Here is a 26,142-nt window from a genome sequence, read left to right as displayed (position 1 = left end):
CGGGGCTCAGCGCAGGCGCCGCAGGAACTCCCGGGTGCGCTCGCGCTGCGGGTCGCCGAGCACCTGCTCGGGGGTGCCGCGCTCGTGCACGGCGCCGGCGTGCAGGAAGCAGACCTCGTCGGCGACCTCGCGCGCGAAGCCCATCTCGTGGGTGGCGACGATCATCGTCATGCCCTCGGTGCGCAGGTCCGCGAGCAGGTCGAGGACCTCACCGACCAGCTCGGGGTCGAGCGCGGAGGTGACCTCGTCGAGCAGCAGGAGCTCCGGGGAGCTCACCAGCGCCCGGGCGATCGCCGCGCGCTGCTGCTCGCCGCCGGAGAGCTGGTCGGGGTACGCCGAGACCTTGTGCCCGAGCCCGACGCGACGGAGCATCGCCTCCGCCCGCTCCTCGGCCTCGGCGCGCGGCCGCCGGTGGACGAGGCGCTGCGCGAGGGTCACGTTGTCCAGGACGCGCATGTGCGGGAAGAGGTTGAACGACTGGAAGACGAGCCCCATCCGGGCCCGCACCCGGTTCGCGTCGAGCCGGGGGTCGGCGACGTCCTGCCCGTCGAGGAAGATCTCGCCGTCGTCGATCTCCTCGAGGAGGTTCACGACCCGCAGCAGCGTGGACTTGCCCGACCCGGAGGAGCCGACCAGCACGACGCAGCGGTGCTCGTCGACCGTGAGGTCCAGGTCGTCGAGGACGACGCGTCGCGCGGCGCCCTGGCCGTAGGTCTTGCGCACCGCGCGCAGCTCGAGGAGGTGGGTCACCGGATGTCCCCTCCCCCGCTGACCGTGGCGAGCGAGCCCCGCCAGCCCTGCCGGGCGGAGTACGCGTCGACCGCGCGCGTGAGCGGGATGGAGACGAGGAGGAACAGGACCCCGGCGACGACGTAGGGCGTGAAGTTGTAGTCCCCCGTGGTCGCGATCTGCGCGGCGCGGATCGCGTCGACCGCACCGAGGATCGAGATCAGGCCGGAGTCCTTCTGCAGGGACACGAGGTTGTTCGCCAGCGGTGCCGTGACGTTGCGGACCGCCTGCGGCAGGACGACGCGACGCGTCGTCTGCCCGCGGGTCAGGCCCAGGGACCGGGCCGCGGCGACCTGCGACGGGTGCACCGACTCGATGCCCGCCCGGAACACCTCCGCGAGGTACGCGGTGTACGTCAGGACGATCGCGAGCGCGCCGAGGAACGCGCCCGACGTCGGCAACCACTCCAGGCGCAGCGCCGGCAGCCCGAAGCCGACCAGGAGCAGGACGAGCAGGAGCGGGACCCCGCGGAAGACGTCCACATACACGGTCGCCGCGACCCGGCCCGGGAAGAGCACCGGCACCTTGCTCGTGCGCACGACCGCGAGCAGCAGGCCGACCACCAGGCCGACGACGCTCGCCACCACCCAGACCCGGAGGTTGAGCCACAGCCCCTCGGCGACCGCGGGCAGCACCTCCCACGCCCGCTGCGGGTCGAAGAACGCCTGCCGGGCGCGCTCCCAGCCGGGCGCACCGGTCACGACCAGCACCACCGTCACCGTCACGACGAGCGTGCTGGCGAGCGCGACCAGCAGCGAGCGCCGCCGCTGCGCGCGCCGGTAGGCGGCCCGCGCGAGCGCCTGGGGCGAGGGCGTCCAGTCCGGCGCCTCGTCCGGGGTGCGTGCCCTCACGCCCGGTCCGCTCAGCCCAGCTCGGGGACGTCGTCCGACTTCAGCCACGTGGTGCGCAGCTCGTCGAGGGTGCCGTCCGCCTCGAGGGAGTCGACCGCCGCCGAGACGCACTCGGTGAGGTCAGAGCCGAGGTCGAGGACGAGGCCGTACTGCTCGACCGTGCCCTGGTCGGGGAGCGTGCCGATGACCTCGGAGTCGGGGAAGTAGATCTCCGCGGCGGCGACACCCTGGTCGACGTCCATGACCATGACGTCGATCGTGCCGGACGTCAGGGCCGTCATGCCGTCGCCCGCGGCGTTGAACGGCACGATCTCGGCGTCCTCGCCGAACGCGGCCTCCGCGAGGGTCAGGCTCGTCTGCGACGCGGTGACCCCGATGCGCAGGTCCGCGAGCTCGTCGAGCGTCGTGGCGTCCGCGTGCTCGCCGTCGCCCTGCACGATCACTCCCTGGCGGGTGGTGAGGTACGGGCTGGAGAAGTCGACCGCCGAGCGCCGCTCCTCGGAGATCGAGGTCTGGTACGCCGCGACGTCGAAGGGCTTGATGCTCGGGCTGATGATCTGCTCGAACGTCACCAGCTCCCACTGCACGTCCTCGGGCGCGTAGCCCAGCTCGCCGGCCACGGCGTAGACGAGGGCGGACTCGAAGCCCTCGCCCGAGTCGTACTCGCCGAGGTACCAGGGCGCGTACGCCTCCCCCGCGCCGACCGTCAGCACACCGTCCGTGAGCGTGGGCAGCGTCGCAGGGTCGCACTGCAGGCTCTCGGCCGTGTCGTCGGGCGTCGGGCTCGCGGCGGGCTCCTCGTCGGCGCCGCACGCGGCGAGCAGGAGGAGGCCGGACGCAGCAGCCATCGAGGTGAACAGAGCGGGCAGACGACGCATGGGAACCTTCCGGAAGTCGGCGCGCCGGGCGCGCGCGGTGCGCGTGGACGCGCCGTCGACTCTACGCCGAACGCCCACGCTCCGGCAGAGCGCTCCGGGGGCACCCGCGGTGGGGCGCGTCACACCAGGTACCTCGACGCGCCGTCGGTCAACCGAGCCGGAGCGCGACGATGATGCCGACTATCTGAACGACGAAGGCCCGGACCAGTGGTCCGGGCCTTCGATCTCTGAGTAGCGGGGGCAGGATTTGAACCTGCGACCTCTGGGTTATGAGCCCAGCGAGCTACCGAACTGCTCCACCCCGCGTCGCTGAATAGAACTCTACGGGAAGGTGGCGGACGAGCCAAATCGGTGCCACGTGCGCCCCGTCACACCCCGGGCACGGAAGCGACCACGTCCACCCCGACCTCCATGACGTGCTCGTCGCCGGGCGCGAGGCGGACCGCGCCCACGCTGTCCTCCCGGTTGAAGGCGTCGGTGAGGGCGGAGACGGGCTCCAGGGCGATCGAGGTGCGCGCGCGCGGGCCCAGCCCGTCCCCGGTGAAGACGTGCATCCCACCACCGGTCTGCCAGACCTCGATCCCCTGGCCCGTCGCCGGGTCGGTCAGCCGCGTGCGCGCCCGGCCGTCCGGTCCCGGGACGAGGTCCCAGAACGCGTGGTCGTACCGGAGGCCCGCCAGCGGCAGCGGCCCGACGCCGTCGATCGCCACGCGGGCGGCCTCACCGCCCAGCGGGATCTGGTCCTCGTCCGTGACGATCGCCGTCCGGGCGGGGACCTCGAGCACGAGGTCGTCGATGCGGTCGCGGCCGGGGAGCCGGAAGTAGGGGTGCCACCCGGAGGTCACGGGCGCATCCCCCGCGCCGACGTTGCGGACCGACCACCGGACCCGCAGGCCGGAGGCCACAAGGGTGTAGCGCACACCGAGGTCGAGGTCGAAGGGGTAGCCAGCGGCGTCGCCGGCCCTGACCCGCGCCGCGAGGGCGAGGGAGGGCCGCGCAGCACCGTCCGGCCCGTCGAGGGACCCGGTCGTCGGGTCCTCGACCTCCCAGTCCAGCACCCGGGCGAACCCGTGGAACGTCACCGGCTCACGCTCCAGCACCGGCGGCACGACGTGCCGCGCACCGTCGAAGGTGAAGGTGCCGCCCGCGACACGGTTCGCGAACGGGATCATCAGCGCGCTGCGGGAGGCGTCCTGGGCACGGAGCTCGGCGGCGTCCGCGTAGCCGTCGACCAGGTCCGCGAGGTGCACCTGCCCGTCCGCCGTCCGCCACGGCGCGCGCCAGGCGAGGACGGTCGCACCCCGCAGCGCGACCGCGAGCTCGGCCCCGCTCGGGCTGCGGAGCGTTGCCGTGGGGAGGTCGTCGAGCACGTCCGCATCGCTGTAAGCGTTGCTGCAAGGGCTTGCAGAGGTCATGGGCACCCATGGTGGCGTGCGCACGGTGAAATGCCAAACGCCCCGCGGGGGTTCGCGCAGGCTGTGTGCCTGGGCGAACCCCCGCGGGGCGTCCGGGCGCGTGGTGCGCTAGCCCTCGAGCTCCTCCTCGGCGGCGATCGCCGCCTCGAGCGCCGCCTGCAGGCGCTCCTGCGACTCGCCGTAGGCCGTGAAGTCCCCCTCGGCGAGAGCCGCCTGGCCGTCTTCGATGGCCTGCGTCGCGTCCCGCAGCGCCTGGTCGAGCCGCACCCGGGCGTCCGGGTCGGCGTCGCCACCCGTGGCGGGGGCGTCCGGCTCGGTCGTCTCGGTGTCGGGCTCGGTGGTCGGCTCGGGCTCGGTGGTCGGCTCACCGACCGAACCGCTGTCCGTCTCGCCGTCTGCCGGCTGGTCGGGCACCTCGGTCTCGACCTCGCCGGACGCGTCGCCCGCCGTGGCTCCCGAGTCGCCGCCGAAGACCTGGTCGAGAGCCTCGTCCAGGGTGTCGGCGAACCCGATCTCGTCGCCGAACGACACCAGCACCTTGCGCAGCAGCGGGAACCGGGTCCCCTCCGCCGACTGCACGTACACCGGCTGCACGTACAGCAGCCCGCCGCCCACCGGGAGGGTGAGGAGGTTGCCGTTGATGACCGTCGAGTCACCCTGCCGCAGCAGGTTGAGCTCGGTGGACACCGTCGGGTTCGAGTTGAAGTTGTTCTGCACCTGGCCCGGGCCTGGCACCGTGGCGTTACGTGGCAGCTCCAGGAGACGCAACGTCCCGTAGTCGTCGTCCACCTGGCCCTCGGTGTCACCGGCCTCCGCGTTCACCGCGAGGAACCCGGTGAGGATGTTGCGGTCGCTCTGACCACCCGGGATGAACGTCGACATGAGCGAGAACGTCGGGTCGTCCTGGCTCGGCATCTGCAGCGTCAGGTAGTACGGCGGCTGCAGCGAACGCGTCGCCTCGGGGGCCGTGGGGTCCTCGGGGTTGCGCCAGAAGTCCTGACCCGAGAAGAACTCGCGCGCGTCGTCCACGTGGTAGCTCGCGAGCAGCGTGCGCTGGACCTTGAACAGGTCCTCCGGGTAGCGCAGGTGGCTCATGAGGTCCGCGCTGATGTCGGACATCGGCAGGAGCGCCTGGGGGAAGACACCCGTCCAGGCCTGGAGCACCGGGTCCTCGGTGTCCCACGCGTACAGGTCGACCGACCCGTCGAACGCGTCGACGGTGGCCTTGACCGAGTTGCGGATGTAGTTGATCTCCTGGGGCGCGAGCGCCTGGACCGCCGTGGACGTCGCGGTCAGGGTGTCCGCCGTCGCCTCGTCGAGCGGCTGCAGGCTCGAGTACGGGTACGCGTTCGTGGTCGTGTACCCGTCGACGATCCACTTCACGCGACCGTCCACCACGGCCGGGTAGACGCGTCCGTCGAGCGTCAGGTACGGCGCGACCTTCTCGACGCGCTCGCGCGGGCTGCGGTCGTAGAGGATCTGCGACTCCGCCGTGACACGGTCGGAGAACAGGAGCTGCTCCGAGCCGAACTTCAGCGCGTAGAGGACCTTGTTGAGGAACGGGCCGACGCTCGGGCCGGCCACCGCGCCCTCCTGCTCACCAGGGAAGGTGGTGTTGACCTGACCGCCGCTGGCGTCGTCGGCCGGGAAGTCGAGCTCCCACGGGGTCGTGCCCTCGGGCGCGCCCACGATGGAGTACTCGGGGGCGTTGGGGCTGAAGTAGATCCGCGGCTCGTAGCCCTCACCGTTGTCGCTGAACGCACCGGTCGACGGGATGCCACCCTCGTAGAAGGCCGGGCGGCCGTCGGGACCGATCTGGTTGCCGTAGGCAGCGACCACACCGAACCCGTGCGTGAAGACGGTGTGGTCGTTGACCCAGTTGCGCTGGTCCGCGCCGAGACCATTGAGGTTGAGCTCGCGCACCGCGATGACGGTGTCCCGGCTCTCGCCGTCGATCATGTAGCGGTCCACCGCGAGGGTGTCCGCGAAGTTGTAGTACTGCTTGTTCTGCTGCAGCTGACGGAACGACGGGCTGACGATCTGCGGGTCGAGCAGACGGATCGACGCCGCGGTCTGGGCGTCCTCGCGCAGCGCCCCTGCCTCGGCCTCGGTCTTCGCGTTGTACTGGTCCACCTCGACGTCGTTGAGGCCGTAGGCGGTCTTGGTCGCGTCGATGTTGCGCTGGATGAACTCGGCCTCGAGCTCCTGCGCGTTCGGGGCTACCTGGAACCGCTGCACGATCGCGGGGTAGATGCCACCGATCGCGATCGCGGACACGACCATGAGACCGACGCCGATCGCGGGCAGGCGCCAGTTGCCCCGCACCGCGGTGAGGATGAACAGCACCGCCACGAAGACCGCGACCACCGTGAGGATGGTCTTGGACGGGACCACCGCGTTCACGTCCGCGTAGGAGGCGCCGTCGAAACGGTCACCGCCCGAGACGAGGATCGAGTACCGGTCGAGCCAGTAGTTCGCGGCGATCAGGAGCATCAGCGCGGCAGCGGTCACGGACAGCTGCACCCGGGCCGCTGCCGTCGTCCGCGGGCCCGCGTCGTTCCCGCCACCGACCCGCAGGCCGCCGTAGAGGTAGTGCGTGGCGATCGCGGCGATACCGGAGATCACGACCACGGCCATGAGGAAGCTCACGACAAACCGGATCAGCGGGAGCGTGAAGACGAAGAACGACAGGTCCATGCCGTACTGCGGGTCGTTGGTGCCGAACGGCACGGCGTTGAGCGCGAGCAGGATGGTCTGCCACTGCGCGGCCGCTGCGACGCCCGCGAAGAAGCCCACCAGCACGGGCACCGCGATCATCACGATCCGCCGCAGGGGCTCGACCGCCTCGCGGTACTGGTCGAGCGTGGCCTGCTCCGGCGTCGAGGGCGCGTAGATGGGGCGCGAACGGTACGCCAGGGAGAAGGACAGGAAGACGAGGCCACCCATGAGGAGGAATCCACCCGCGAACAGCGCGGCGCGGGTGCCCCACTCCGTCCAGAGCACCTCCTCGTAGCCGAGCTGCGTGAACCACAGCACCTCGGTCCAGAACTGGGCGAGCAGGAGCAGGAGGACGACCAGGACGCCGACGACGGCGATGGCGATCCCGAGCGGACTGCGGCGTCGGGCGGGCCTGGACCCGCCGGCGGACGGCCGGCTTGGCGCTGCGGCGAATGACACGGTGGACTTACCTCTTCGCGATCTTCGGGTGTGTGGTCTCGAGCAGGCGAGGACGGTCGCGCGTCACGGACGCGGGCCGCCCTGCCTCCTACCCTGCCGAGTCAACGTTCCGGCGTCGTCCAAGGTTCCCACGATTCGCGCACGCGACGCACGCGCGTTCGCCTGGCGCCCCGTGGGTCGACGTTCTGAGATCCTGGTGCGATGTCTGACGCATCCTCGCCCGAGACCGTACCCCTGCCCGCGACTCCCGTCGGTACCCCGGCACCGGCGCCGCTGCCGCCCGCCCAGGTCTCGCTCGCCGAGGCGGTCCGCGAGATCGAGCAGCACGTGGCGGGCGCCGGGTGGGACGGTCCCGTGCGGGTCTTCGCCCTGGTCAACGCGCGCTCCGCGATCACGGCCGACCCGGCCCTCGTGTCCCAGCTGCCGCCCGAGGTCGTCGCGGCCGCCGGCGCCGACCCGCACCACCTCGTGTCGGTCGAGCAGGAAGGGCTCGACGCCGCGACCGACGTGGAGTCGCTGCTGGCAGGGATCTCCTGGCCGCCGAGCGTGGACGGAGCGGCGATCGTGCTCGAGCGCGTCATCCTGCCGCCGTCCGCCGAGGCCGGGGTGCCCGAGGACCCGCAGGAAGCGCTCGCCCACCTCGCGCAGCACCCGGACCGCGAGGACGTGCGGCTCGCCGTGGGTGTACTGCGCGACGGGCCCGGGTGGTGCGCCGTGCGCACGAAGAGCCACGACGCCGACACGGACGTGGCGTTCGGCCCGACCCTCGTCCCCGGCCTGCTCGACGCGCTGTCCGCGACCTTCGAGGACTGACGGGTCCGGTCAGTCGGTCGAGCTCGTCAGTCGGTGGAGCAGGTCGGCAGGCGATCACCCTCGCCCGCACCGATGGCCGTCACCGCGGCCCGCGCCTCGGACAGGGTCGCGACCCGTGCGACCTGCAGTCCGTCCGGCACGTTCCCGTCGACCTCGGGGCAGTTCGCCGACGGCACGAGGAACCACGTCGCGTCGTCCCGCAGAGCGCCGTAGAGCTTCTGTCGGATCCCGCCGATCGGGCCGATGTTCCCCTCGACCCCGATGGTCCCGGTGCCGGCGATGATCGCGCCGCCCGCCTCGTCCTCGGGCGTGAGCAGGTCGATGATCCCCAGCGCGAACATCATCCCGGCGCTCGGGCCACCGATGTCGTCGATCTGGATGGTCACGTCCACCGGGAAGTCGAACGCCGGGTCGATGTAGACCCCGAGCAGGGCGGAACCATCGTTGTCACCGGTCGTCACCGTCAGGTCCAGCTCCTCGCCGTCCCGTTCGACCGCGAGGGTCACCTCGTCGCCGGGGGTCACAAGGGCGAGGTCGTCGATGAGGTCCTCATAGCTGAGGACCTGGGCGCCGTTCATCGCGGTGATCACGTCCCCCTCCTCCACGACGCCGTCCGAGCCGGTCCCCTCGACGGCACCCGCGACGGTGAGCGTCGCCGGAACCTCGTAGCCCAGCTCGGTGAGCGCCGCGACGGTCGCGTTCTCCTGCGAGCTGACCATCTCCGCCTGGCCCTGCTGCTCGGTCTCCTCCCGCGTGCGGTCCCGGGGGAAGACCTCCTCGACCGGGCCCACGGAGCGCGACGTCTGGAACCACCCCTGGACGACCTGCGTGAGGTTCGCCGGGTAGCCCGGGCCACCGGCGACCGAGACCGTCGTGAGCAGCAGCTCGCCGCTTGCCGGGAAGGTCTCGGCGCCCTCGATCTCGATGAGGGGCACGTCGCCCTGGGCGCCGAGGGTGTCCTCGGTCGGCCCGGGCGTGCGCACCGCGTACGGCGCCGGCAGCACGGCGAGGCCGGCGAGGAGCAGCGTCGAGACCAGCAGCGAGACACCGAGCGTCATCGTGCGCCGGGTCACCGGTGGGGGGCTGAGGTCCTCGTCGCCGGCACGCGCGCCGAAGGAAGGTGTGTCGCTCACGGCCCTATCATCCCCGACCGTGCTGGAGATTCGCTGAGGACCGGCTGCCGGTGCCCCGCGAGGCACCGCGGAGCCTCACCGTCGGCCGCGCGCCTGACGCCAGACGGCGGCCGTCCCGAGCAGCGCGACCGCCGCACCGGCCGCGCCGAGCGCCGCCGCGTCACGACCGCCGACCCGCCGGCCGGCGACCGCGACCCGGCCCCGGACCTGCGCGAGGAGCACCTCCAGGCAGGCGTCGCTCGACCACTCGGCCGACCACCCGGCGTCGTGCAACCGGCGCGCCGAGACCGTCCACGGGTGCACGACGAACGCCAGGTCGCTCGCGGGCGACGGCAGCACGCGGGCGCGGTACAGGCGCTCGGCGGCCCCGAGCGCGGTCGCCTCCGGCAGAGAGACCGTGCGCATCCCGGCGAGGGCCGTCACGTCCTCGACCGGCAGGACGTCGGGCTTCCCGTCCCGCAACGCGCCGACGGTCAGGGTGCCGTCGAGCCCGGCGTCGACCGCGACCATGACCGCCCGGGCCAGGTCCTCCACGTGCACGAGCTGCCAGCCACGCTCGCTGCCGCGCACCGTCAGCAGCCGGGGTGCCTCGAAATGGCGGGTGACGATCGTGTCCACGCCGGGCCCCACCACGACGGCAGGCCGCAGGACGGTCAGGGGCACGCGCCCGACGGCGGCACGCACCGTCTCCTCGAAGGCCACGAGGTCGGCGGTGAATCCGGCGGCGTCGTCGGCGGGCTCGTCGTCGTCCTCGATGACGGGCCGGTCCGGCCACGCGCCGTGCACCATGGCCGACGTGATCACGACCACCCTGTCGATCCCGTGCGCGACCGCTGCCTCGCCGGCGCGGCGCGCCTGCGTGAGGAGCTGGTCGCGGCGGCCCGTTTCGCCGCCCCTGTGCGCACCCACGCCGAACTCGCCGGCGGGGGCCACCACGACGAGCACCCTCGCCTGCCCGTCGTCGACGACCCACGGTGACGACAGGTCGTTCGCAGGCTCCGGCACGCGCTCCGGCCCGTGACCGCCGAACGCCTCGCGCAGGGACGCCGCGACCTGGCCCTCCCCGACGACGACGACGCTGCGCCGTGAGCGAACCAGGCGCTTCGACATGGCTCACTCCCCCTCGTGCACGTCCGGATGTGGTTACGGTGATCATGACGCTACCCGAGGAGCACAGATGAGCAGTCAGCCACCCGACGGACCTACCCCCGGTGACCCGGGGCGCCCCGAGGAGCAGTGGGAGGCGCTGCTCCGCTCCATGCTCGGGGCCGACGCCGAGGAGGCGATGCGCCAGTTGCGCGAGCGCGGGCTCGACCCCGCGGCGCTCGCCGGCGGGTCGGGGATGGCTGCGGACCCCCAGCTGATGAACCACGTGATCGCGCAGGTCCAGCGCATGCTCTCGACGTCGGGCGACGGTCCGGTGAACACCGAGGTCGCGCACGACGTCGCCCGCCAGGTGGCCGTCGCCGAGGGCGACCCCTCCCTGACCGCCGCCCAGGACCGGGCGGCCACGCAGGCGTTGTCCGTCGCCGAGCTCTGGCTCGACGCCGTGACCGAGCTCCCGCCCTCGGGCGGCCGAGCGCGGGCGTGGAGCCGGTCCGAGTGGGTCGAGGCAACCCTGCCGGCGTGGAGCGCGCTCGCCGCGCCTGTGGCCGCCTCCGTCGCCGACGCCCTCGCCACCGTCATGCGGGACCAGCTCCCCGAGGGGATGGCCGACGGCGGGCTGCCCGGCCTGCCTCCCGAGATGGCTCAGAGCATGCCCGGCCTGGGCGCGCTCGGTGGCGCGATCGACCCGGCTCAGATGATGCGGAGCCTCGGCTCGGCGGTCTTCGGGATGCAGATCGGTCAGGCCGCAGGCACCCTCTCGCGCGAGGTCTTCGGCGCCACCGACATCGGCCTGCCTCTGCTGACGGAGAACTCCACGGTCCTGCTGCCGACGAACGTCGACGCCTTCGCCGAAGGGCTCGACGCGCCCGTCGAGGAGGTGCGTCACTTCCTCGCGCTGCGCGAGGCCGCCCACGCGCGGCTCTTCACGCACGTCGGCTGGCTCCGCGGTCACCTCCTGGGCCTCGTCGAGGCCTACGCACGCGGCATCACGATCGACATCGAGTCCCTCGAGTCCCAGCTCACCGACATCGACCTCACCGACACGGACGCGATCCAGCGCGCCCTGTCCGGTGGTGTGTTCGGGCTGCAGAACACCGAGGAGCAGAAGGCGACCCTCCTACGCCTGGAGACCACCCTCGCGCTCGTCGAGGGATGGGTGGACGAGGTCACCGCGGTCGCGGCGCTGCCCCACCTTCCCCACGCCGTCGCACTGCGCGAGATGATCCGTCGACGCCGGGCGGCGGGCGGGCCCGCCGAGCACACGTTCTCGACCCTCGTGGGCCTTGAGCTGCGCCCTCGTCGTTCGCGCGACGCCGCGGCGCTCTGGGCGCTCATCGCCGCCCAGGGTGGCGGTCCGGCGCGCGACGCGGTGTGGGACCACCCCGACCTGCTCCCCGGCACGGTCGACCTCGACGACCCGGCCGGCTACTCCGGGCGCAGGGCCGAGAGCGACGCCGAGCACGCCGACGTGGACCGCGCCCTCGCGGAGATCCTCGGCGAGGCTCCCGGCGACGGCTCGGCGAGCGAGAGCACGTCCGAGGGCGGCGAGCCGCCGGACGGCGAGGGCACCGCGGACGGAGACCGCTAGCTCTGCGACCGGACGCGCCGCCCGGAGACATGCTTGCCGAGGAGCTCGCCACGGAAGGGACAGCTCTTAGTCCACTGCGCCGCTCGGGACGCCGTCCGCGCCGTCGTCCGCGACCGGGTCGGCGGGCTCGTCGGGCGGGCGACCGAACGAGACACCCTCGAGGAACCCACGGGCCCGCTCGGTGCGCGGGTACGACTCCAGGAGCTTCCAGAAGCCGGGGCCGTGCCCGGCGTGCAGCAGGTGCGCCAGCTCGTGGAGCAGGACGTAGTCGAGCACCCACTCGGGCATCCCCTGGAGCCGGGTGGAGATGCGGATGCTCCCGTCGAGCAGCGTGCACGAGCCCCAGCGTCTCCCCTGGTTCGACGACCAGCGCACGCTCGTCGGGTGCGCGCGGTCGTCGAGGTACTTGGCGGACAGCTCTGCGGCGCGGGTGACGAGCTCAGCGTCCGAGGGACGTCTGCGTCGCTCTTTGTCCTCGAGCCGGTCAAGCATCCGCTGGACCCACTCGCGCTCCTGGGCACGGGTGAAGCGCGCGGGGATGGACACGATGGTGCGTTCACCATCGCGATACGCGCTGACCGTGCTCTTGCGGCGTCGGCTGCGGCGTACTTCGACGGACGTCTCGGCGTCAGGGGCCACGTACAGACCGTACTGGTTTCCACCCACAGATGACATGGCCCACGCCGTCCGCACGTGTCAGGCACCTCTGCGAACCGTCTACCCCGGGTCAAGAACACACCGACCGCACGTCCACCTGTGGACGACGGCCTGCGTGCGTCGTTCGCGTGCGAACCTGGCCGGGTGGACGTCAGGAGGACGTCCCTCGGCACACCACAGGAGTCCGGATGACCACTGCGCCGACCCCCGGGAGGCTCACGCTGCGACCCGGGACCGACGTCGTCGAGAGCGCACCCGGTGAGCTGCAGTACGGCACGGACCCCCGCTGGTCGGTGCGCATCGACGGGCTCAGCGACACCGAGGCACGCTGGCTGCGCGAGCGGGCCCGGCAGGGCGCCCGGTCGACAGCTGGACGAGGCACCGTCGCCGCGCCGTCGACCGTCGCCCCCGCCCGGCAGGACCTCATCGACCGTGCGCTGACGCAGGCGGCGATCCTGGTCCCGCTCGACCCACGCGCGGGGACCACCACGGCCCCGGCCCAGGGGGCGGCCGACGTCGCCGTGCTCTCGGCGCTCCGGGCCGACGGCGCCGGGCACACGACGCTCACGGCTCGCGCTCGACGGTCGGTCGCGGTGGTCGGGCTGGGCCGACTCGGGGTGGGGCTCGCGGCGACGCTGGCGACCGCGGGCATCGGGACTCTCGTGCTCGAGGACGACGGGGTCGTGCAGACCTCGGACGTCGGGCTCGGCGGCTACCGCCTGCGTGACGTAGGGAGCGTTCGGCGGGACGCGGCCCGGCGAGTGCTGCAGGACATCGCGCCGTCGGTGATGGGAGGCCCGGTCCACCGGCCGGACGTCGTCGTCCTCGTCGAGCACCGGGTCGCCGACCCGGACCGCGCGCGTCGCCTCATGGGCGAGGGGGTGGCGCACCTGTCCGTCGTGGTGCGCGAGGCCGACGTCGTGGTCGGCCCGTTCGTGCGACCGGGAGGCACCGCGTGCCTGCGCTGCCTCGACCTGCACCGCACCGACGCGGACGCGAGCTGGCCGCTGGTGGCCCAGCAGCTGAGGGACACTCAGCGGGCGGAACCGCGCGAGGTGGAGGAGACGGCGCTGGCCGCCACGGGTGCCGCGCTGGCCGCGAGCCAGGTGCTCGCTGCCGTCGACGGCCTGATGCCTCGCGCAGCCACGGCGTGCATCGAGATCGCGGTTCCCGATACCGTGCCGCGGCTGCGCGAGACGAAGCCGCACCCCGGGTGCGGCTGTACCGACCTCGGCCGCGCGATCTGCGCGGACCGGGCCGGGCCGACGTGACCCCGGCCGCCGGTCATGATCAGGCGGCCGACGAGGCGTCGGCCCGGCGGGCGGACTCCTCGGCGGCCTGACGGGCGAGCACCTCGGCCTTGCTCGGCCGACCGCGCCCGCGCTTGCGGGCGACGACGACTCCGTCGACGAAGACCTCGCCACCCCAGACGCCCCATGGCTCCTGGCGGTCGAGTGCCCCGGCGAGGCAGCCCTGGACGAGCGGGCACGTCTTGCAGAGAGCCTTGGCCTCCTCGACCTGAGCGGTCTGCTCGGCGAACCAGAGCTCGGGGTCGTTGGTGCGGCAGGGCAGCAGACCGGCGAGGAGCCGGTCGAACTCGGCGGCGTCCTGCGAGCCGAGCGGGGTGCTGAGTGGTTGGTGCGGCGCCCAGGGGCCGGATCCGCCCTGGGCAGTGATGTTGTCGAGCAGCGCGGTGAGCCGCACGATGTCCTCCAGTGATGTCCTGTCGAGATGTGAACGTCGTCGTCACAGGACCCGTGAAGGAGGTGAGCCGTCCCAGAGGACGGTCCTCACCGGCAGTCGCGTCGGAGAAACACGAAGGCCGCGGGTCCTTGGTGGACTCCGCGGCCTGGAAGGTGTCGGTCGGTCAGACCGAACAGATCCCTGGAGCGGAGTCGGGTGCGGGGCGAGTGATGGTGGATCCCCCGCGCACACGCGCACGGAAGATGAGCCCACCTGGCTTGCCGGCAAATTCGTACTTTGCGGTATCCAGCTGGCTCGTCATCACGATCTGCTTCTCCATCGCTGCACCCACCTCCTCTCCTCGTCGGCCGCCTGCCTCTCGGCACGCGCCCTCTCCATCAGGGACGTGTAGACCATATGCCGCACGCTTCGAGGCGCACAACTTATTTCTCGAACTTCTTCGGAACCGTTCCGGGTTGTGGCCGAATCGTGCCGTCGAACGGCAGGATCCCGGCGATGTGTCCCGGCGATGTCCCGGCGACATCGACGGTCCGGAAGGGCCCAGGCAGCCCTCGACCGCGTCCTGTCAGGACCGCGACCGCGCGACGATGTCGAGGAGCGTCTCCCCGAAGCGGTCGATCTTCGCCGGGCCGATCCCGTTGATCCGCGCGAGCTCCGGGACCGACGTCGGGCGCGCCTCCGCGATGGCGGCGAGCGTCGTGTCCACGAGGATGGTGAACGCCGGCTTGTCCGTCTCCTGCGCCACCTGCTGGCGCCACTCCTTCAGACGCTCGAAGAGCGCCTGGTCGTACTCCCCGGTCAGCCGCAGCTTCGCCTGACCGGCCCGGGACCGCTTGCCACCCGTGCGGGACGGCTCGTCGTCAGGCCACAGCCCGTCGAGGAAGCGGGTGCGCCGCCGCGACGCACGGCCACCCGGGTTGCGCGCCCGCGCGAACGAGAGCTCGAGGTGCTCGCGAGCACGAGTGATCCCGACGTACAGGAGCCGGCGCTCCTCGGCGATCGCCTCGTCGGTCTCGGCGAGCGAGATGGGCATGAGGCCCTCGCTCGTCCCGGCGAGGAAGACCGCGTCCCACTCGAGCCCTTTCGCCGCGTGCAGGGAGGCCAGCGTGACCCCTTCCACCGTCGGCGCGTGCTGCGCCGACGCCCTCTCCTCGAGCTCCGCCACGAACGTCTGCACGGTCGCGGGTGCGTCCTGCGGTGCGAGGGCCGCGACGTCGTCCGCCAGTGACGCCAGCGCCTGCATCGACTCCCACCGCTCCCGTGCGGCGCCGCGCGCCGCCGGGGGCTCGGCCGACCACCCCGCGGTGATGAGGACGTCGCGCACGGACTCCGGCATCGGCACGTCAGGGTCCGCCGAGCGGGCGGAACCCCGCAGCAGGACGATCGCGTCGCGCACCTCCTTGCGCTGGAAGAACCGCTCGCCACCCCGCACGAGGTAGCCGATCCCGGCGTCCGCGAGTGCCGCCTCGAAAGCCTCCGACTGCGCGTTCGTCCGGTAGAGGATCGCGATCTCGCTCGCCCGGGTGCCCGCCGCCATCAGCCGACCGACCCGGGCGGCGATTCCCTTCGACTCGGCCTCGTCGTCGTCGTACACCGTGAACGCGACGGGCGGGCCCGAGGGGCGCTGGGCGATCAGCTCGAGCGCCTGGTGCGCGCCGCCCTTGCGGCCGGCCCGCGCGAGGAGCTGGTTCGCGAGCGTCACGACCTGCGGCGTCGAGCGGTAGTCACGCACGAGCCGGATGACCTGCGCCCCCGGGAACTTCGTGGCGAACGTCAGCAGGTGGTGAGGGCTGGCTCCCGTGAACGAGTAGATCGTCTGCGAGGGGTCACCGACCACGCAGAGCTCCTTGCGCCCGCCGAGCCACTGGTCGAGGACGAACTGCTGCAGCGGCGAGACGTCCTGGTACTCGTCCACGACGAACCGTCGGTACTGGCGCCGGACCTCGTCCGCGACCGGACCCTGCGTCGCGAGCATGTCGCCGAGCATGAGGAGCACGTCCTCGAAGTCGATGACCGACCGCTCCGACTTGACCTCCTCGTAGGCCGCGATGAGCCGCGCAACCGTCTTGTGGTCGTACCCCGAGGGCGGTTCACGGTCGATCCCCTCGCACGCACGCACGTAGTCGTCGGCCGTGACGAGCGAGACCTTGGCCCACTCCACCTCCGAGGACAGGTCCCGCACCGCGACCCGGTCGACGCTCACGCCGAGCCGGCGCGCGGCCTCACCGACCGCGGGGGCCTTGTACTCGAGGATCTTCGGCGGTGCACCGCCCACGACCTTGGGCCAGAAGTAGCTCAGCTGCCGCAGCGCCGCAGCGTGGAACGTCCGAGCCTGGACCCCGGCCGCGCCGAGCTCCCGCAACCGCGTGCGCATCTCCCCCGCCGCACGCGCGGTGAACGTCACCGCCAGGACACTGGTCGGCGCGAACGCCCCCGTGCGGACTCCGTAGGCGATCCGGTGGGTGATCGCCCGCGTCTTGCCCGTTCCCGCACCCGCGAGCACGCAGACCGGACCGTTGAGCGCGAGCGCGACGTCGCGCTGGTCGGGGTCGAGGGCGTCGAGGAGCTCGTCCGCGGTACGCGGCGGGGACACGGGGGCAGGGTGCGGGGAAGACATCGTCTCGATTCTCGCAGGCCCGTCCGACACGGGCGTACGTGATCCCCAGGCAGGCGGGCGGGGAACAACGAGTGCCCCGGGCACGTTCATCTCGGTGATCACCACCGTGCGGGACGCCACCTCGGCCGCACGCGACCCTCGACCTCCTGGAGACCCTGATGCCCACCGCCCCGACGACTCCCGCACCCGGCTCGATCGTCATGTACTCGACGACGTGGTGCGGCTACTGCCGCCGGCTCAAGACCCAGCTCGACTCCGCCGGGATCGGGTACGAGGAGATCAACATCGAGGAGCACCCGGACAGCGCGGCGTACGTCGAGCAGGTCAACGGCGGCAACCAGACCGTCCCCACCGTGGTCTTCCCCGACGGGTCCGCCGCGACGAACCCGTCGCTGCGCGAGGTCTCCGAGCGGCTCGCCGCCTGACCCTCCGCGGCAGGTCCCCGCTCACGCGCCCGGCAGCTCCCCGCCGTACCAGCCCTCGATGAGCGCACGGGCGATGGAGGCCCTGCTCGGCAGGAGGATCTCGCCGGACGCCGCCTGCCGCGCGAGCTCGTCCCGCGTGAACCACCGGGCGTCGGTGACCTCGTCACCGTCGACCCGGATCTCCGTCGTCACCGCGCGCGCGGTGAAGCCGAGCATGAGCGACGCCGGGAAGGGCCAGGGCTGGCTCCCGCGGTAGCGGACGTCGTCGACCACCACCCCCACCTCCTCGTGGACCTCCCGGCGCACCGCGTCCTCGAGGCCCTCTCCCGGCTCGACGTAGCCTGCGAGCGTCGAGAACCGGCGCTCGGGCCAGTGCGCCGCGTGCCCGAGCAGCAGCCGCTCCCGCGGTCCGGAGCTGTCGACGACGCTCATGATGACCGCGGGGTCGGTGCGCGGGTAGTGCTCGATGCTCTGCGCCACGCAGCGACGCACCCACCCGGCGCTCGCGAGCACGGTCGGCTCCCCGCAGCGCGGACACCGTCCGTGCCGGGCGTGCCAGGACGCCAGGGCGACCGCCTCGGTCGCGAGCACGTGGTCACGGGCGTCGAGGCGCCCGGCGAGCTGACGCAGTCCGGCCCACTCGTGCTCGCGCACGAGCAGGGTCACCGGGGACGACGGGTCGATCCCTTCGATGTCGAGGCCGTCAGCGTCCGCGGCGTCCGGCAGGACGAGCGCGAGGAACCCCGCGCCCGACGCCGGGTCCTCGCCGAGGAACAGCCAGCGCGGCGAGGCCTCGTGGTCGCCGTAGCCCGTGGCGTCGTCCTCGGGGACGTCCGCGACACCGTCCGGCCCGACGAGGGCGAGCCCGTCGCCGTCGGTCGCCAGCCGACCCCGGTGGACCAGCAGCAGCCGGGTGCGCGGATCAGCGCGCAGCGTCGCGACCAGACCGTCCTCGGTGCGACGGTGTGCGGCCCGGTCGACGGAGACGACCTCGACCGCCGCCAGGAACGGCGAGGCCCAGGCCCCCGCCTCGGACGGAGACGACGGTCCGGAACGGGCCGAGGGCGGACGGGGCAAGGGTGCGGGATCTGGCCGCGAGGGGACGTTCACACCTCGACCGTAGGCCACCAGCGCGCCCGGGGCGCAGGTTCGCGGGACACGCCAGTGCGTGGGGTCCGGGACTGCCGGAGGTTGCGACTACCGTAGACAGGGTGCCTCGTTCACCGCTCACCCTCGCCGCGCTCGCCACGGCCGCCGTCCCCGGGCTCGACGCCCTGGCGGCCCGGCCGGCCCCGGCGAGCGGCGACTACGACACGGCGGTCGTCACCGACGCGGACGGTCGCGAGTGGGTGGTCCGCGCCCCTCGTACCGTGACGGCCGGAGCTGCCCTCGAGGCCGAGACGGCACTGCTCGCATCGCTCGAGCACTTCGTGACGACCGGGGCGCTCCCCTTCACCGTGCCGCGCCCCTCGGGCTACGCGCTCCTGCCGGAAGGTGGGCGCGCCGTCGTGCACCCGGCCACCGAGGGGAGGCCCGTCGACGTCGAGTCCCTGCGCCCGGGGCCCGGCCTCGCGGCCGACCTGGGCCGCGCGATCGCCGCGGTCCACGAGCTGACCACGTCGGTCGTGTCCGACGCCGGCCTGCCCGAGTACACGGCCGAGGAGTACCGGGACCGGCGTCTCGCCGAGGTGGACGAGGCCGCCGCCACCGGGCGGGTCCCCGCGCGCCTGCTGCGGCGCTGGGAGTCCGCGCTCGAGGACGTGTCGATGTGGAAGCATCAGCCCGTCGTCGTCCACGGCGACCTCGGCGCCGACCAGGTCCTCGTCGCGCACGGGCGCGTCGTCGCGATCACCGACTGGGCCGAGGCCCGGGTGAGTGACCCGGCGGACGACCTCGCCTGGGTGCTCGTCTCCGCGCCGCCGGAGGCGGTCGACGCCGTCATGGAGGCCTACCAGCTGCGCCGCAAGGAGCTCACCGATCCGCACCTCGCGGACCGTGCGCTCCTCGTCGGCGAGCTCGCGCTCGCGCGCTGGCTGCTGCACGGGGTCCGCCACGGGCTCGCCGACGTCGTGGACGACGCCGTCGAGATGCTCGTCGACCTGGACGAGACGACCGCCGACGAGGAGTGAGTGCGCTACCCCGTGATGAGGGCGGCGAGCTCGTCGGCGTCGAGCAGCCTGTCCGGGCGGACGGTCTCGTCGGACGAGACGTAGTAGAACGCCGCGTTCACCTTCTCCAGCGGCAAGCCTGACCACCGCGACCACGCGAGGCGGTAGACGGCGAGCTGGACCTCTCGCGTCCGCCGGGCCTCCGGGTCGGTCGGCGCCCTGCCGGTCTTCCAGTCCACGACGACCACCGCGTCGCTCGCCCCGCCCGCGTGCTCGGGGAGCTCGGGGAACACGGCGTCCATCCGGGACCGGAACATCACGCCGGCGACAGGCGTCTCGATGTCGACCTCGACCGCGATCGGGGTCATCGCCGCCCACTCGGACGCCAGGAACGTCGCCTGCAGGACGTCGAGGTCGACGTCCGCCGGCAGGTCGTCGTCCTCGGCGCCGGTCAGGTCCTCGACGTCGAGGAGGGACGCGGCGCGGAAGTAGCGCTCCGCCCACAGGTGGAACTGCGTGCCGCGGCGGGCGTGCGCGGTGGGCTGGCTCGGGACGGGACGGCGCAGGTGCAGCGCGAACGCGTCCCGGTCTGCGGCGAGCCGCACCATGCCCGACGCCGACACGTGGGCGGGGAACGCGATCTCCCCTCCTCGGCGCGCACGCCGGGAGCGCTCCGCGAGGAGGACCTGCGCCAGTGCGTGCAGGTCCGTGCCGTGCGCGTCCTGCAGCACGGCGGCTTCCCGGGGTTCCTGGTCGTCGAACCCGGCGTGGTCACGCACCGCCCGCCGTACCCGCTCGGCCGCCGCACCGAGCACGTCGCGCGCCGTCTCGGGGGCGCCCCGTGCTTCCACGGGCCAGGTGACCTCGGCCGCGAGGGCCTCCCGGGGGTTGCCCCCGTCCTTGTCCGGTGCACCGGCCCAGTCCGCGTCGTCGAGCAGGCCCGCCACGACGAGCTCGCGCAGGAACGGGGACGGCGCGCGCGGCGTGGTTGCGTCACGCCACCACGACCCGGCGAGCAGGAGCTCGGAGCGAGCCCGGGTGAACGCGACGTACGCGAGCCGGCGCTCCTCGTCGACCTGGTGCTCGCCACACGCGCGGCGGAACTCCTTGCGGCGCTCGTCGAGGTCCTTGCTGTCCTGCGCGGCGCGGTACAGGAGCTCGGGCAGGTCGTCGGCGTCCCCCCGCAGCGGGTAGGGCAGCGTGCCGAGCCCGGTCAGCCAGCCCGAGCTCGTCGGACCGTTCTCGCCGACGGCCGTCCCGGGGAACACCCCGTCCACCATGCCGGGCACCGCGACGACGTCCCACTCGAGGCCCTTGGCGGCGTGCACCGTGATGATCTGCACCGCGTCCGGGTCGGGCTCGTGGACCGGCAGCTCCAGGCCTCGCTCCTGCGACCCGGCGGTCGCGAGCCAGGCGAGGAACGCCCCGAGCGTCGGGGCGTCGGCGGACTGCGCGAACGTCGCCGCGACGTCGCGGAACGCGTCCAGGTGCGCTCGGCCCCGGTCGCCGGAGCCGACGGTCGGACCGTCGAGGAGCCGGTCGAGCGTCGCGACGGCCGAGACTTCGATGTCGAGGCCGAGAGCTCGCTCGGCCTGGACCACGAGCTCGGGCAGCGAGAGGTACGTCTGCCCGCGCAGGTCGCGCAGCACCCGAGAGAGCGCCGTGAGGCGGGTGTGCGCGGCCGGGGTGAGCGTGCGGCCGTCGCGCGTCGCGCGGCCTGCCGGCGGCAGGTCGTCCAGCGCGTCGACGATCGACCGGTGGTCGACGACGTCTCCCTCCACGACCGGCGCGTCCCCGGTCTCGGGCTCCCCCACCGCCGGGTCGGGCGCCGCGGCCTCCCGCGGTCCCCGGCCGCGCTCGGGCCGGTCCCGGGCGGCGAGGTCGGCGGCCCGGCTCGCCAGGGCGTGCAGGTCGGCCGCGCCGAGGTTGAGCCGCGGCCCGGTGAGGATACGCATGAGGGAGTCCCCGCGCGACGGGTCGTGCGCGGCCTCGAGCAGCGCGACGAGGTCCACGACCTCAGGTGTCGAGAGCAGACCGCCGAGGCCGACGACCTCGACCGGCAGACCCCGGCCGCGCAGCGCGACCTCCATGGCGAGGAACTGCGACCGCGCACGGCACAGCACGGCGGCGGTGACGCGGTCCTGGGACGCGGTGCGGGGTCGCCAGCGCGCGGCGACGAAGTCCGCGACGGCCGCCGCCTCCTCCTCGAGCGTCGCGGCGTAGACGCCGTGCACCGCCCCGGGCCCCGCGCCCGGGCGCACGTCGAGCGGCGGGACCTCGACCCGTGCCGACCCCTCCCGCAAGGGGCGCGCCGTGACGTTCGCCGCCTCGAGCACCCGGACGTCGTTCCGCCAGGAGGTGCTGAGGTACCGGACCCCGGCCCGCGCGCCGTCGGACCGCACGAAGCGCTCCGGGAACCGGGCGAGCCCGGACGCGCTCGCGCCGCGCCAGCCGTAGATGGACTGGTTCGGGTCACCGACCGCCGTGACCGGGTGCCCGCCGCCGAAGAGGGCGCTCAGCAGCTCGACCTGCGCGGTCGACGTGTCCTGGTACTCGTCCAGCAGGACGACGGCGTACCGCGAGCGCTCTGCCCTGCCCACTGCCGGGACCTCGGTCGCCAGACGTGCCGCGATCGCCACCTGGTCGCCGAAGTCGAGGCTGTCCGCAGCCCGCTTGCGCGCGCGGTACGTCTCGACGACGTCCAGCAGGCGGTGCCGCTCACCGAGCGACCCGAGGAGCTTGCGGACCTCTGCCAGGTGCTCGGTGCGCTTGCCGCCGAACGGTGTCGCGGCGATCTGCTCGATCATCTCCCCGAGCCGCGCACGCGCCTCGCGCGGGTCGAGGAGGTGGTCGCTGAGCGCACCGGACAGCTCGAGGACCGCACCCACGACGGTGGAGAACGCCGCGTCCGTGCCGAGGTCGTCCGCCCAGGTCTCGACGACCTCGGCCGCGAGCTGCCACTGGCTCGCCTCGCTCAGCAGCCTCGCGCCGGGCTCGACGCCGAGGCGCAGGGCGTGGTCCCGCACGAGCGACGCGGCGTAGGAGTTGTACGTCGAGATCGCGGGCCGGTCGAGCAGCTGCAGCCCGCTCGACGGCCTGCCCTGCGCACGCGCGAGCTGGACCAGGCGGGACCGGACCCGCTCGGCGAGCTCGCCCGCGGCCTTGCGGGTGAACGTCAGGCCGAGCACGGACTCCGGGGCGACGAGGCCGTTGGCGATGAGCCAGACGACGCGTGCCGCCATCGTCTCCGTCTTGCCCGAGCCCGCACCCGCCACCACGAGCAGGGGCTCGAGCGGCGCCTCGACGACCCGGACCTGCTCGTCCGTGGGACGGGGGCGCCCCAGCATCTCGGCGATCTCGACGGCCGACCAACGGGCCCGGTAGGCACCCGTGGCGCCTCGTGACCCCTCTGGCACCGCGGTCGGCATGACCGACCCGAGGTCGAGGACCTCCTCCACATAGCCGCTACCGCGCGCATGCTCCTGCCTCATGCCACCACCTGCCGTCCCTCGGCCTGCACGGGGCACGACCGCCGTACCGGGCACACCGTGCACAGCTTGTTCTCGCGCGCGACGAAGACCGAGTCGGCCATCGTCTCGGCGACGTCCTCGACGAGCGTGCGCGCCCAGCTCCGCCCGTCGGGCTCCGGCGCCAGGACGCCCTGGGTGCGGAGACCGGCCTTGGCGCCGTCCGCGAGGAACACGAGCCGACCGCCGGCGCTCCGGGTGCCGTCGGGCACGTCGAGGGCGCCCTCCTCGACGGCGAGCTGGTACGCCCCGAGCTGAGGGTTCGTGAGCGTCTCGGTGACCGACGGCTTGGAGCGGCCGGTCTTGAGGTCGGCGACCACGACCGCGCCCTCGCCCGCGTCCTCGACCCGGTCGACGACCCCGCGCAGGACCGCGCGCCCGATCTTCACCTCGAACGGCGCCTCGACGAGGAGCGCCTCCCCGCTGTCCTGCACGTACCCGGCGAGCCGCTCGATCATCCCCTCGGCGCGTCGGCGCGTCTGCGTCGCCGGCCAGCCGGGCTTGAGCGCGAGCTCCGGCCAGCGCCGCGCGAGCTCGGCCTTGAGCTCGGCGTGGCCACCGTCGGGCGCGTCCTGGGCGATCGAGTGGATGAGGTTGCCCAGCGTCTGCGCGGTCGCGTCGGGCGCCGTGCCGCCCGCGCTCTCGAGCGCCCAGCGCAACGCGCAGGTGCTCACCGACTCGACCTTCGACGGGGAGACGCCGACCGTGTCCTGCGGACCCCACAGCGGGTCGGAGCTCGACACGTCGCTCACGCCGTACCAGGTGTCCGGGTCCGCCTCGCCGACGCCCGCCTGCGCGAGCCCGGCGAGCAGGTCGGCCGCACCGCTCGCGTCGGCACGCTCGACCATCGCGTCCTCGACGAGAATGCTGCGTGCGGCCGCCACCAGCCCCCGCAGGTCCAGCGGCTCACCGACCGTGACGCGACGCGGGTCCGCGGGGTTCCCGGCACTCTCCGGCCCGCCGGCTCCGGGCCCACCGTCCGGCCCGTCCTCCGGTCCGCCGTCAGGGCTCTCGTCAGGTCCGGGTGGCGGTTCCACGAGGTCGACGAACGGTGACGGAACCTCCTCGACGTCCGAGACCGCCGTGACGAGCAGCCGCCGGGCCGCCCGGGAGGTCGCGACGGCGAACGACCGCAGCTCGTCGGCGAGCACGGCCTTGCGCGCGTCGGGGCCCAGTCCGTGGGCATCGTCGGACCTGCCGGCGAGCAGCTCGACGAGAGCCTGCGAGCCGAGGAGCGAGTCTCGCAGCCGCAGGTCCGGCCACACGCCGTCCTGCACGCCGGCGACGACGACCACGTCCCACTCGCGGCCCGCCGCACCCGCCGGTGTGAGGGCCGCGACCGCGTCGGCACCCGAGGCCGTGGCCGCGAGCGAGTCGGCCGGAAGGTCCTGCGAGCGCAGGTACTCCACGAACGCCGACGGCGGTGCCCCGGGCATCCGGTCGACGAACGTCTCGGCCGCGCGGAAGAGCGCGAGCACCGCGTCGAGGTCGCGGTCCGCCCGGGCACCGGTTGCACCGCCGTCCAGCGCCGCGGACCGCCACCGCTCGGCGAGGCCGGTCGCGGACCACAGGGCCCACAGCACGGTCTGCGCGCTCGCCCCGGGAACGGCGGCAGCGGCGCGCCCGGCGTCGAGCACCCGAGCCAGGGCGACGACCCCGCGTCGCACCGTCGGCGGCAACGTCTGTGCCCGAGCCTCGTCGAGGACGACCTCCACGAGGAGCGCGTCCGACGTGCGCCCGCCGCCGCCCGAGAGCTCCTCGGCGCGCAGCGCACGCCGCAGCCGGCGCAGCGCGACGACGTCGAGGCCGCCGAGCGGCGACGTGAGCAACCCGGCGGCGGTCTCCGGTGCCAGCTCGTCGGCAGCGCGCTCCCCCGCCAGGGCGACCTGCATCGCCGCCAGGAGCGGGTGCACGGCAGGCTCGTCCCGCAGGGGCACGTCGGACCCGAGGATGCCCACCGGCACCGACGACGCGACGAGCGCCCGGCGCAGCGCGGCGAGCTGGGTCCCGGTGCGGGTGATCACGGCCATCCGGCTCCACGGGGTGGCGTGCAGGAGGTGCTCGGCCCGCAGCTCGCGGGCGACGTAGGCCGCCTCCTGCGCCGCGCTGGGCAGGATCGCGACACGAGCTCCGCGCGGCGCGACCTCGGGGCCCGCGGCGCCGGGCTCACCCTCCGCCTCGGCCCCGCCCTCCGCCTCAGTACCGCGGAGCACCGCCTCGGCACCGCGATGCACGGCCCCGGCGACCGTGCCGACCTGCGAGGTCACCGTCCGCGTGACGGCTCGCAGCGCGACGTCCTGGCGCCAGGCCGTGCCGAGCACGTGGACCGCCGCGCCGAGCTCCCCCGCGCCGGCGCCCCCCGGACGGCGCTCGACGCTCGCCCGTCCCACCAGGCCGGGGCTCGCCCCACGGAACGCCTGGACCGCGGAGTCCGGGTCGGCGAGCAGCACGACGCGCGCACCGTCGTCGTGCAGCGCCTCCAGGAGGCGGGCCGTGGCGACGGTCGCCTCCTGGTAGTCGTCGACCACCACGAGGTCCCACCGCGGCCGAGGCACCTCGGGGACCTCGTCCTCCCAGGCGCGCAGCGCCGCCGCCGCCTCGTCGACGACCACCGCAGGGTCGAAGCGCGAGCCGAGGTCCGGTGTCGCCGTCCCGAGGGCCGTGACGTCGAGGTACTCCTGGTAGACCTGGGCTGCGGTGACCCACTCGGGACGGTCGTACCGCTCGCCGAGGCCCGCCAGGTCCGGTGGGGCGAGGCCACGCTCAGCGGCCCGCATCAGCAGGTCCCGCAGCTCCTGGCGCAGGCCGCGCAGACCGAGCACCTCCTCGGGCAGGCCCGGCGGCAGCCGCAGCGGAACCCCGTCACCGTCGAGGTGCCCGGCGAGGAGCTCGGCGAGCACCAGGTCCTGCTCGGGGCCGGAGATGAGGGTCGGTGCCGGCTCGCCGAGCGCGCTCGCGCGCTCCCGGAGCACGAGGAACGCGGCGGAGGCGGCGGTCCGGACCATCGGTGCGCTGACCGTGCGGTCCGCGCGCGCGGCGAGACGATCACGCAGCTCGGCCGCCGCGCGGCGCGACGCCGCGAGGACGAGGACCCGCTCCGGCGCGGTGCCGGCGGCCAGGGCCCGGCCGGCGATCTCGAGACCCACAAGTGTCTTGCCCGTCCCGGGCGCCCCGACGACCAGCGTCGAACGGCCGTGGGCCCCCGCCTCGACAGCGCCCGCCTGGGCGTCGTCCAGCTCGACCGTCGCCGCGCCGCGCTCGGCCGGCAGGACGAGGCGAGGGGCCCAGGGGGTGGTGGTCTGCTGCACGGACAGATCCCACCATGAGCCAGTGACACGAGCCAGCGACACGAG

The 26,142-nt window shown here is 73.7% G+C and carries 18 protein-coding genes and 1 tRNA gene; 5 read left to right on the top strand and 14 right to left on the bottom strand.

What is annotated here, in order from left to right; translation table 11 throughout:
• Positions 1 to 6: 6 nt before the first annotated feature.
• The 6 genes from OHL10_RS03705 to OHL10_RS03680 all read right to left on the bottom strand — a co-directional run bounded on the left by OHL10_RS03705 (position 7) and on the right by OHL10_RS03680 (position 7,110).
• On the bottom strand, positions 7 to 750 hold the full coding sequence (locus tag OHL10_RS03705) for an amino acid ABC transporter ATP-binding protein (RefSeq protein ID WP_265520793.1): 744 nt from the start codon (positions 748 to 750) through the stop codon (positions 7 to 9).
• Positions 747 to 1,640 carry an amino acid ABC transporter permease gene (locus tag OHL10_RS03700; RefSeq protein WP_265520792.1) on the bottom strand — a complete coding sequence of 298 codons (894 nt, stop codon included), beginning with the start codon at positions 1,638 to 1,640 and terminating at the stop codon, positions 747 to 749. Before OHL10_RS03700 ends, OHL10_RS03705 begins: the two co-directional genes overlap by 4 nt.
• An 11-nt stretch (positions 1,641 to 1,651) precedes the next feature.
• Complete coding sequence (locus tag OHL10_RS03695) at positions 1,652 to 2,518, bottom strand: substrate-binding periplasmic protein (RefSeq protein ID WP_265520791.1); 867 nt, start codon at positions 2,516 to 2,518, stop codon at positions 1,652 to 1,654.
• Between the two features lie 232 nt (positions 2,519 to 2,750).
• Positions 2,751 to 2,824: transfer RNA gene (locus OHL10_RS03690), tRNA-Met, on the bottom strand.
• Between the two features lie 62 nt (positions 2,825 to 2,886).
• Entirely contained in the window at positions 2,887 to 3,933 is a 1,047-nt protein-coding gene (locus tag OHL10_RS03685; RefSeq protein WP_265520790.1) for an aldose 1-epimerase, read from the bottom strand.
• 108 nt (positions 3,934 to 4,041) lie between these two features.
• Positions 4,042 to 7,110 carry a UPF0182 family membrane protein gene (locus OHL10_RS03680; RefSeq protein WP_265520789.1) on the bottom strand — a complete coding sequence of 1,023 codons (3,069 nt, stop codon included), beginning with the start codon at positions 7,108 to 7,110 and terminating at the stop codon, positions 4,042 to 4,044.
• Positions 7,111 to 7,311: 201 nt separating this feature from the next.
• Between OHL10_RS03680 and OHL10_RS03675 the strand changes: the two genes are divergently transcribed.
• Positions 7,312 to 7,923 carry a PPA1309 family protein gene (locus OHL10_RS03675; RefSeq protein WP_265520788.1) on the top strand — a complete coding sequence of 204 codons (612 nt, stop codon included), beginning with the start codon at positions 7,312 to 7,314 and terminating at the stop codon, positions 7,921 to 7,923.
• Positions 7,924 to 7,949: 26 nt separating this feature from the next.
• Here OHL10_RS03675 and OHL10_RS03670 read toward each other — a convergent pair whose 3' ends face one another.
• Complete coding sequence (locus OHL10_RS03670; protein ID WP_265520787.1) at positions 7,950 to 9,056, bottom strand: YlbL family protein; 1,107 nt, start codon at positions 9,054 to 9,056, stop codon at positions 7,950 to 7,952.
• Positions 9,057 to 9,131: 75 nt separating this feature from the next.
• Positions 9,132 to 10,166 carry an NAD-dependent epimerase/dehydratase family protein gene (locus tag OHL10_RS03665; protein WP_265520786.1) on the bottom strand — a complete coding sequence of 345 codons (1,035 nt, stop codon included), beginning with the start codon at positions 10,164 to 10,166 and terminating at the stop codon, positions 9,132 to 9,134.
• Positions 10,167 to 10,233: 67 nt separating this feature from the next.
• On the opposite strand from OHL10_RS03665, the gene OHL10_RS03660 reads away from it, so the two are divergent.
• Positions 10,234 to 11,751, top strand: coding sequence for a zinc-dependent metalloprotease (locus OHL10_RS03660; protein ID WP_265520785.1), 1,518 nt, complete (start codon positions 10,234 to 10,236; stop codon positions 11,749 to 11,751).
• 66 nt (positions 11,752 to 11,817) lie between these two features.
• On the opposite strand, the gene OHL10_RS03655 is transcribed toward OHL10_RS03660, so the two are convergent.
• On the bottom strand, positions 11,818 to 12,426 hold the full coding sequence (locus tag OHL10_RS03655; protein WP_265520784.1) for a M48 metallopeptidase family protein: 609 nt from the start codon (positions 12,424 to 12,426) through the stop codon (positions 11,818 to 11,820).
• Positions 12,427 to 12,596: 170 nt separating this feature from the next.
• On the opposite strand from OHL10_RS03655, the gene OHL10_RS03650 reads away from it, so the two are divergent.
• Positions 12,597 to 13,679 carry a ThiF family adenylyltransferase gene (locus OHL10_RS03650; protein WP_265520783.1) on the top strand — a complete coding sequence of 361 codons (1,083 nt, stop codon included), beginning with the start codon at positions 12,597 to 12,599 and terminating at the stop codon, positions 13,677 to 13,679.
• Positions 13,680 to 13,698: 19 nt separating this feature from the next.
• On the opposite strand, the gene OHL10_RS03645 is transcribed toward OHL10_RS03650, so the two are convergent.
• Both OHL10_RS03645 and OHL10_RS03640 read right to left on the bottom strand, forming a co-directional pair.
• On the bottom strand, positions 13,699 to 14,112 hold the full coding sequence (locus OHL10_RS03645; protein WP_265520782.1) for a WhiB family transcriptional regulator: 414 nt from the start codon (positions 14,110 to 14,112) through the stop codon (positions 13,699 to 13,701).
• 565 nt (positions 14,113 to 14,677) lie between these two features.
• Positions 14,678 to 16,729 carry an ATP-dependent DNA helicase UvrD2 gene (locus tag OHL10_RS03640; RefSeq protein ID WP_265520781.1) on the bottom strand — a complete coding sequence of 684 codons (2,052 nt, stop codon included), beginning with the start codon at positions 16,727 to 16,729 and terminating at the stop codon, positions 14,678 to 14,680.
• Positions 16,730 to 16,887: 158 nt separating this feature from the next.
• Between OHL10_RS03640 and OHL10_RS03635 the strand changes: the two genes are divergently transcribed.
• Complete coding sequence (locus tag OHL10_RS03635; protein ID WP_265520780.1) at positions 16,888 to 17,154, top strand: mycoredoxin; 267 nt, start codon at positions 16,888 to 16,890, stop codon at positions 17,152 to 17,154.
• 21 nt (positions 17,155 to 17,175) lie between these two features.
• Here the strand turns inward: OHL10_RS03635 and nudC are convergent, their stop codons facing one another.
• Complete coding sequence (gene nudC / locus OHL10_RS03630) at positions 17,176 to 18,264, bottom strand: NAD(+) diphosphatase (protein WP_265520779.1); 1,089 nt, start codon at positions 18,262 to 18,264, stop codon at positions 17,176 to 17,178.
• Positions 18,265 to 18,365: 101 nt separating this feature from the next.
• On the opposite strand from nudC, the gene OHL10_RS03625 reads away from it, so the two are divergent.
• Positions 18,366 to 19,283: a phosphotransferase gene (locus tag OHL10_RS03625; RefSeq protein WP_265520778.1), complete on the top strand. Its 918-nt coding sequence runs from the start codon at positions 18,366 to 18,368 to the stop codon at positions 19,281 to 19,283.
• A gap of 5 nt (positions 19,284 to 19,288) precedes the next feature.
• On the opposite strand, the gene OHL10_RS03620 is transcribed toward OHL10_RS03625, so the two are convergent.
• Together OHL10_RS03620 and OHL10_RS03615 are read right to left on the bottom strand one after the other, a co-directional pair.
• Positions 19,289 to 22,690, bottom strand: a complete 3,402-nt coding sequence (locus OHL10_RS03620) for an ATP-dependent helicase (protein WP_425498953.1) — start codon at positions 22,688 to 22,690, stop codon at positions 19,289 to 19,291.
• A gap of 59 nt (positions 22,691 to 22,749) precedes the next feature.
• Positions 22,750 to 26,097 (bottom strand): ATP-dependent helicase, encoded by a 3,348-nt coding sequence (locus tag OHL10_RS03615; protein WP_265520777.1) that lies wholly within the window; start codon positions 26,095 to 26,097, stop codon positions 22,750 to 22,752.
• Positions 26,098 to 26,142 lie beyond the last annotated feature (45 nt).

The sequence above is a fragment of the Oerskovia flava genome, assembly GCF_026163685.1.
In the GTDB taxonomy this organism is placed as follows: domain Bacteria; phylum Actinomycetota; class Actinomycetes; order Actinomycetales; family Cellulomonadaceae; genus Oerskovia_A; species Oerskovia_A flava.
The sequence above is the reverse complement of the archived record's forward strand: the minus strand, read 5'-3'. Positions and strand labels throughout refer to the sequence as shown.

Coding starts and splice junctions, on each gene's coding strand:
- OHL10_RS03640 (WP_265520781.1), bottom strand. CDS start 16,729: ATGTCTTCCCCGCACCCTGCCCCCGTGTCCCCGCCGCGTACCGCGGAC.
- OHL10_RS03675 (WP_265520788.1), top strand. CDS start 7,312: ATGTCTGACGCATCCTCGCCCGAGACCGTACCCCTGCCCGCGACTCCC.
- OHL10_RS03660 (WP_265520785.1), top strand. CDS start 10,234: ATGAGCAGTCAGCCACCCGACGGACCTACCCCCGGTGACCCGGGGCGC.
- OHL10_RS03695 (WP_265520791.1), bottom strand. CDS start 2,518: ATGCGTCGTCTGCCCGCTCTGTTCACCTCGATGGCTGCTGCGTCCGGC.
- OHL10_RS03655 (WP_265520784.1), bottom strand. CDS start 12,426: ATGTCATCTGTGGGTGGAAACCAGTACGGTCTGTACGTGGCCCCTGAC.
- OHL10_RS03650 (WP_265520783.1), top strand. CDS start 12,597: ATGACCACTGCGCCGACCCCCGGGAGGCTCACGCTGCGACCCGGGACC.
- OHL10_RS03635 (WP_265520780.1), top strand. CDS start 16,888: ATGCCCACCGCCCCGACGACTCCCGCACCCGGCTCGATCGTCATGTAC.
- OHL10_RS03685 (WP_265520790.1), bottom strand. CDS start 3,933: ATGACCTCTGCAAGCCCTTGCAGCAACGCTTACAGCGATGCGGACGTG.
- OHL10_RS03665 (WP_265520786.1), bottom strand. CDS start 10,166: ATGTCGAAGCGCCTGGTTCGCTCACGGCGCAGCGTCGTCGTCGTCGGG.
- OHL10_RS03620 (WP_425498953.1), bottom strand. CDS start 22,690: ATGCCGACCGCGGTGCCAGAGGGGTCACGAGGCGCCACGGGTGCCTAC.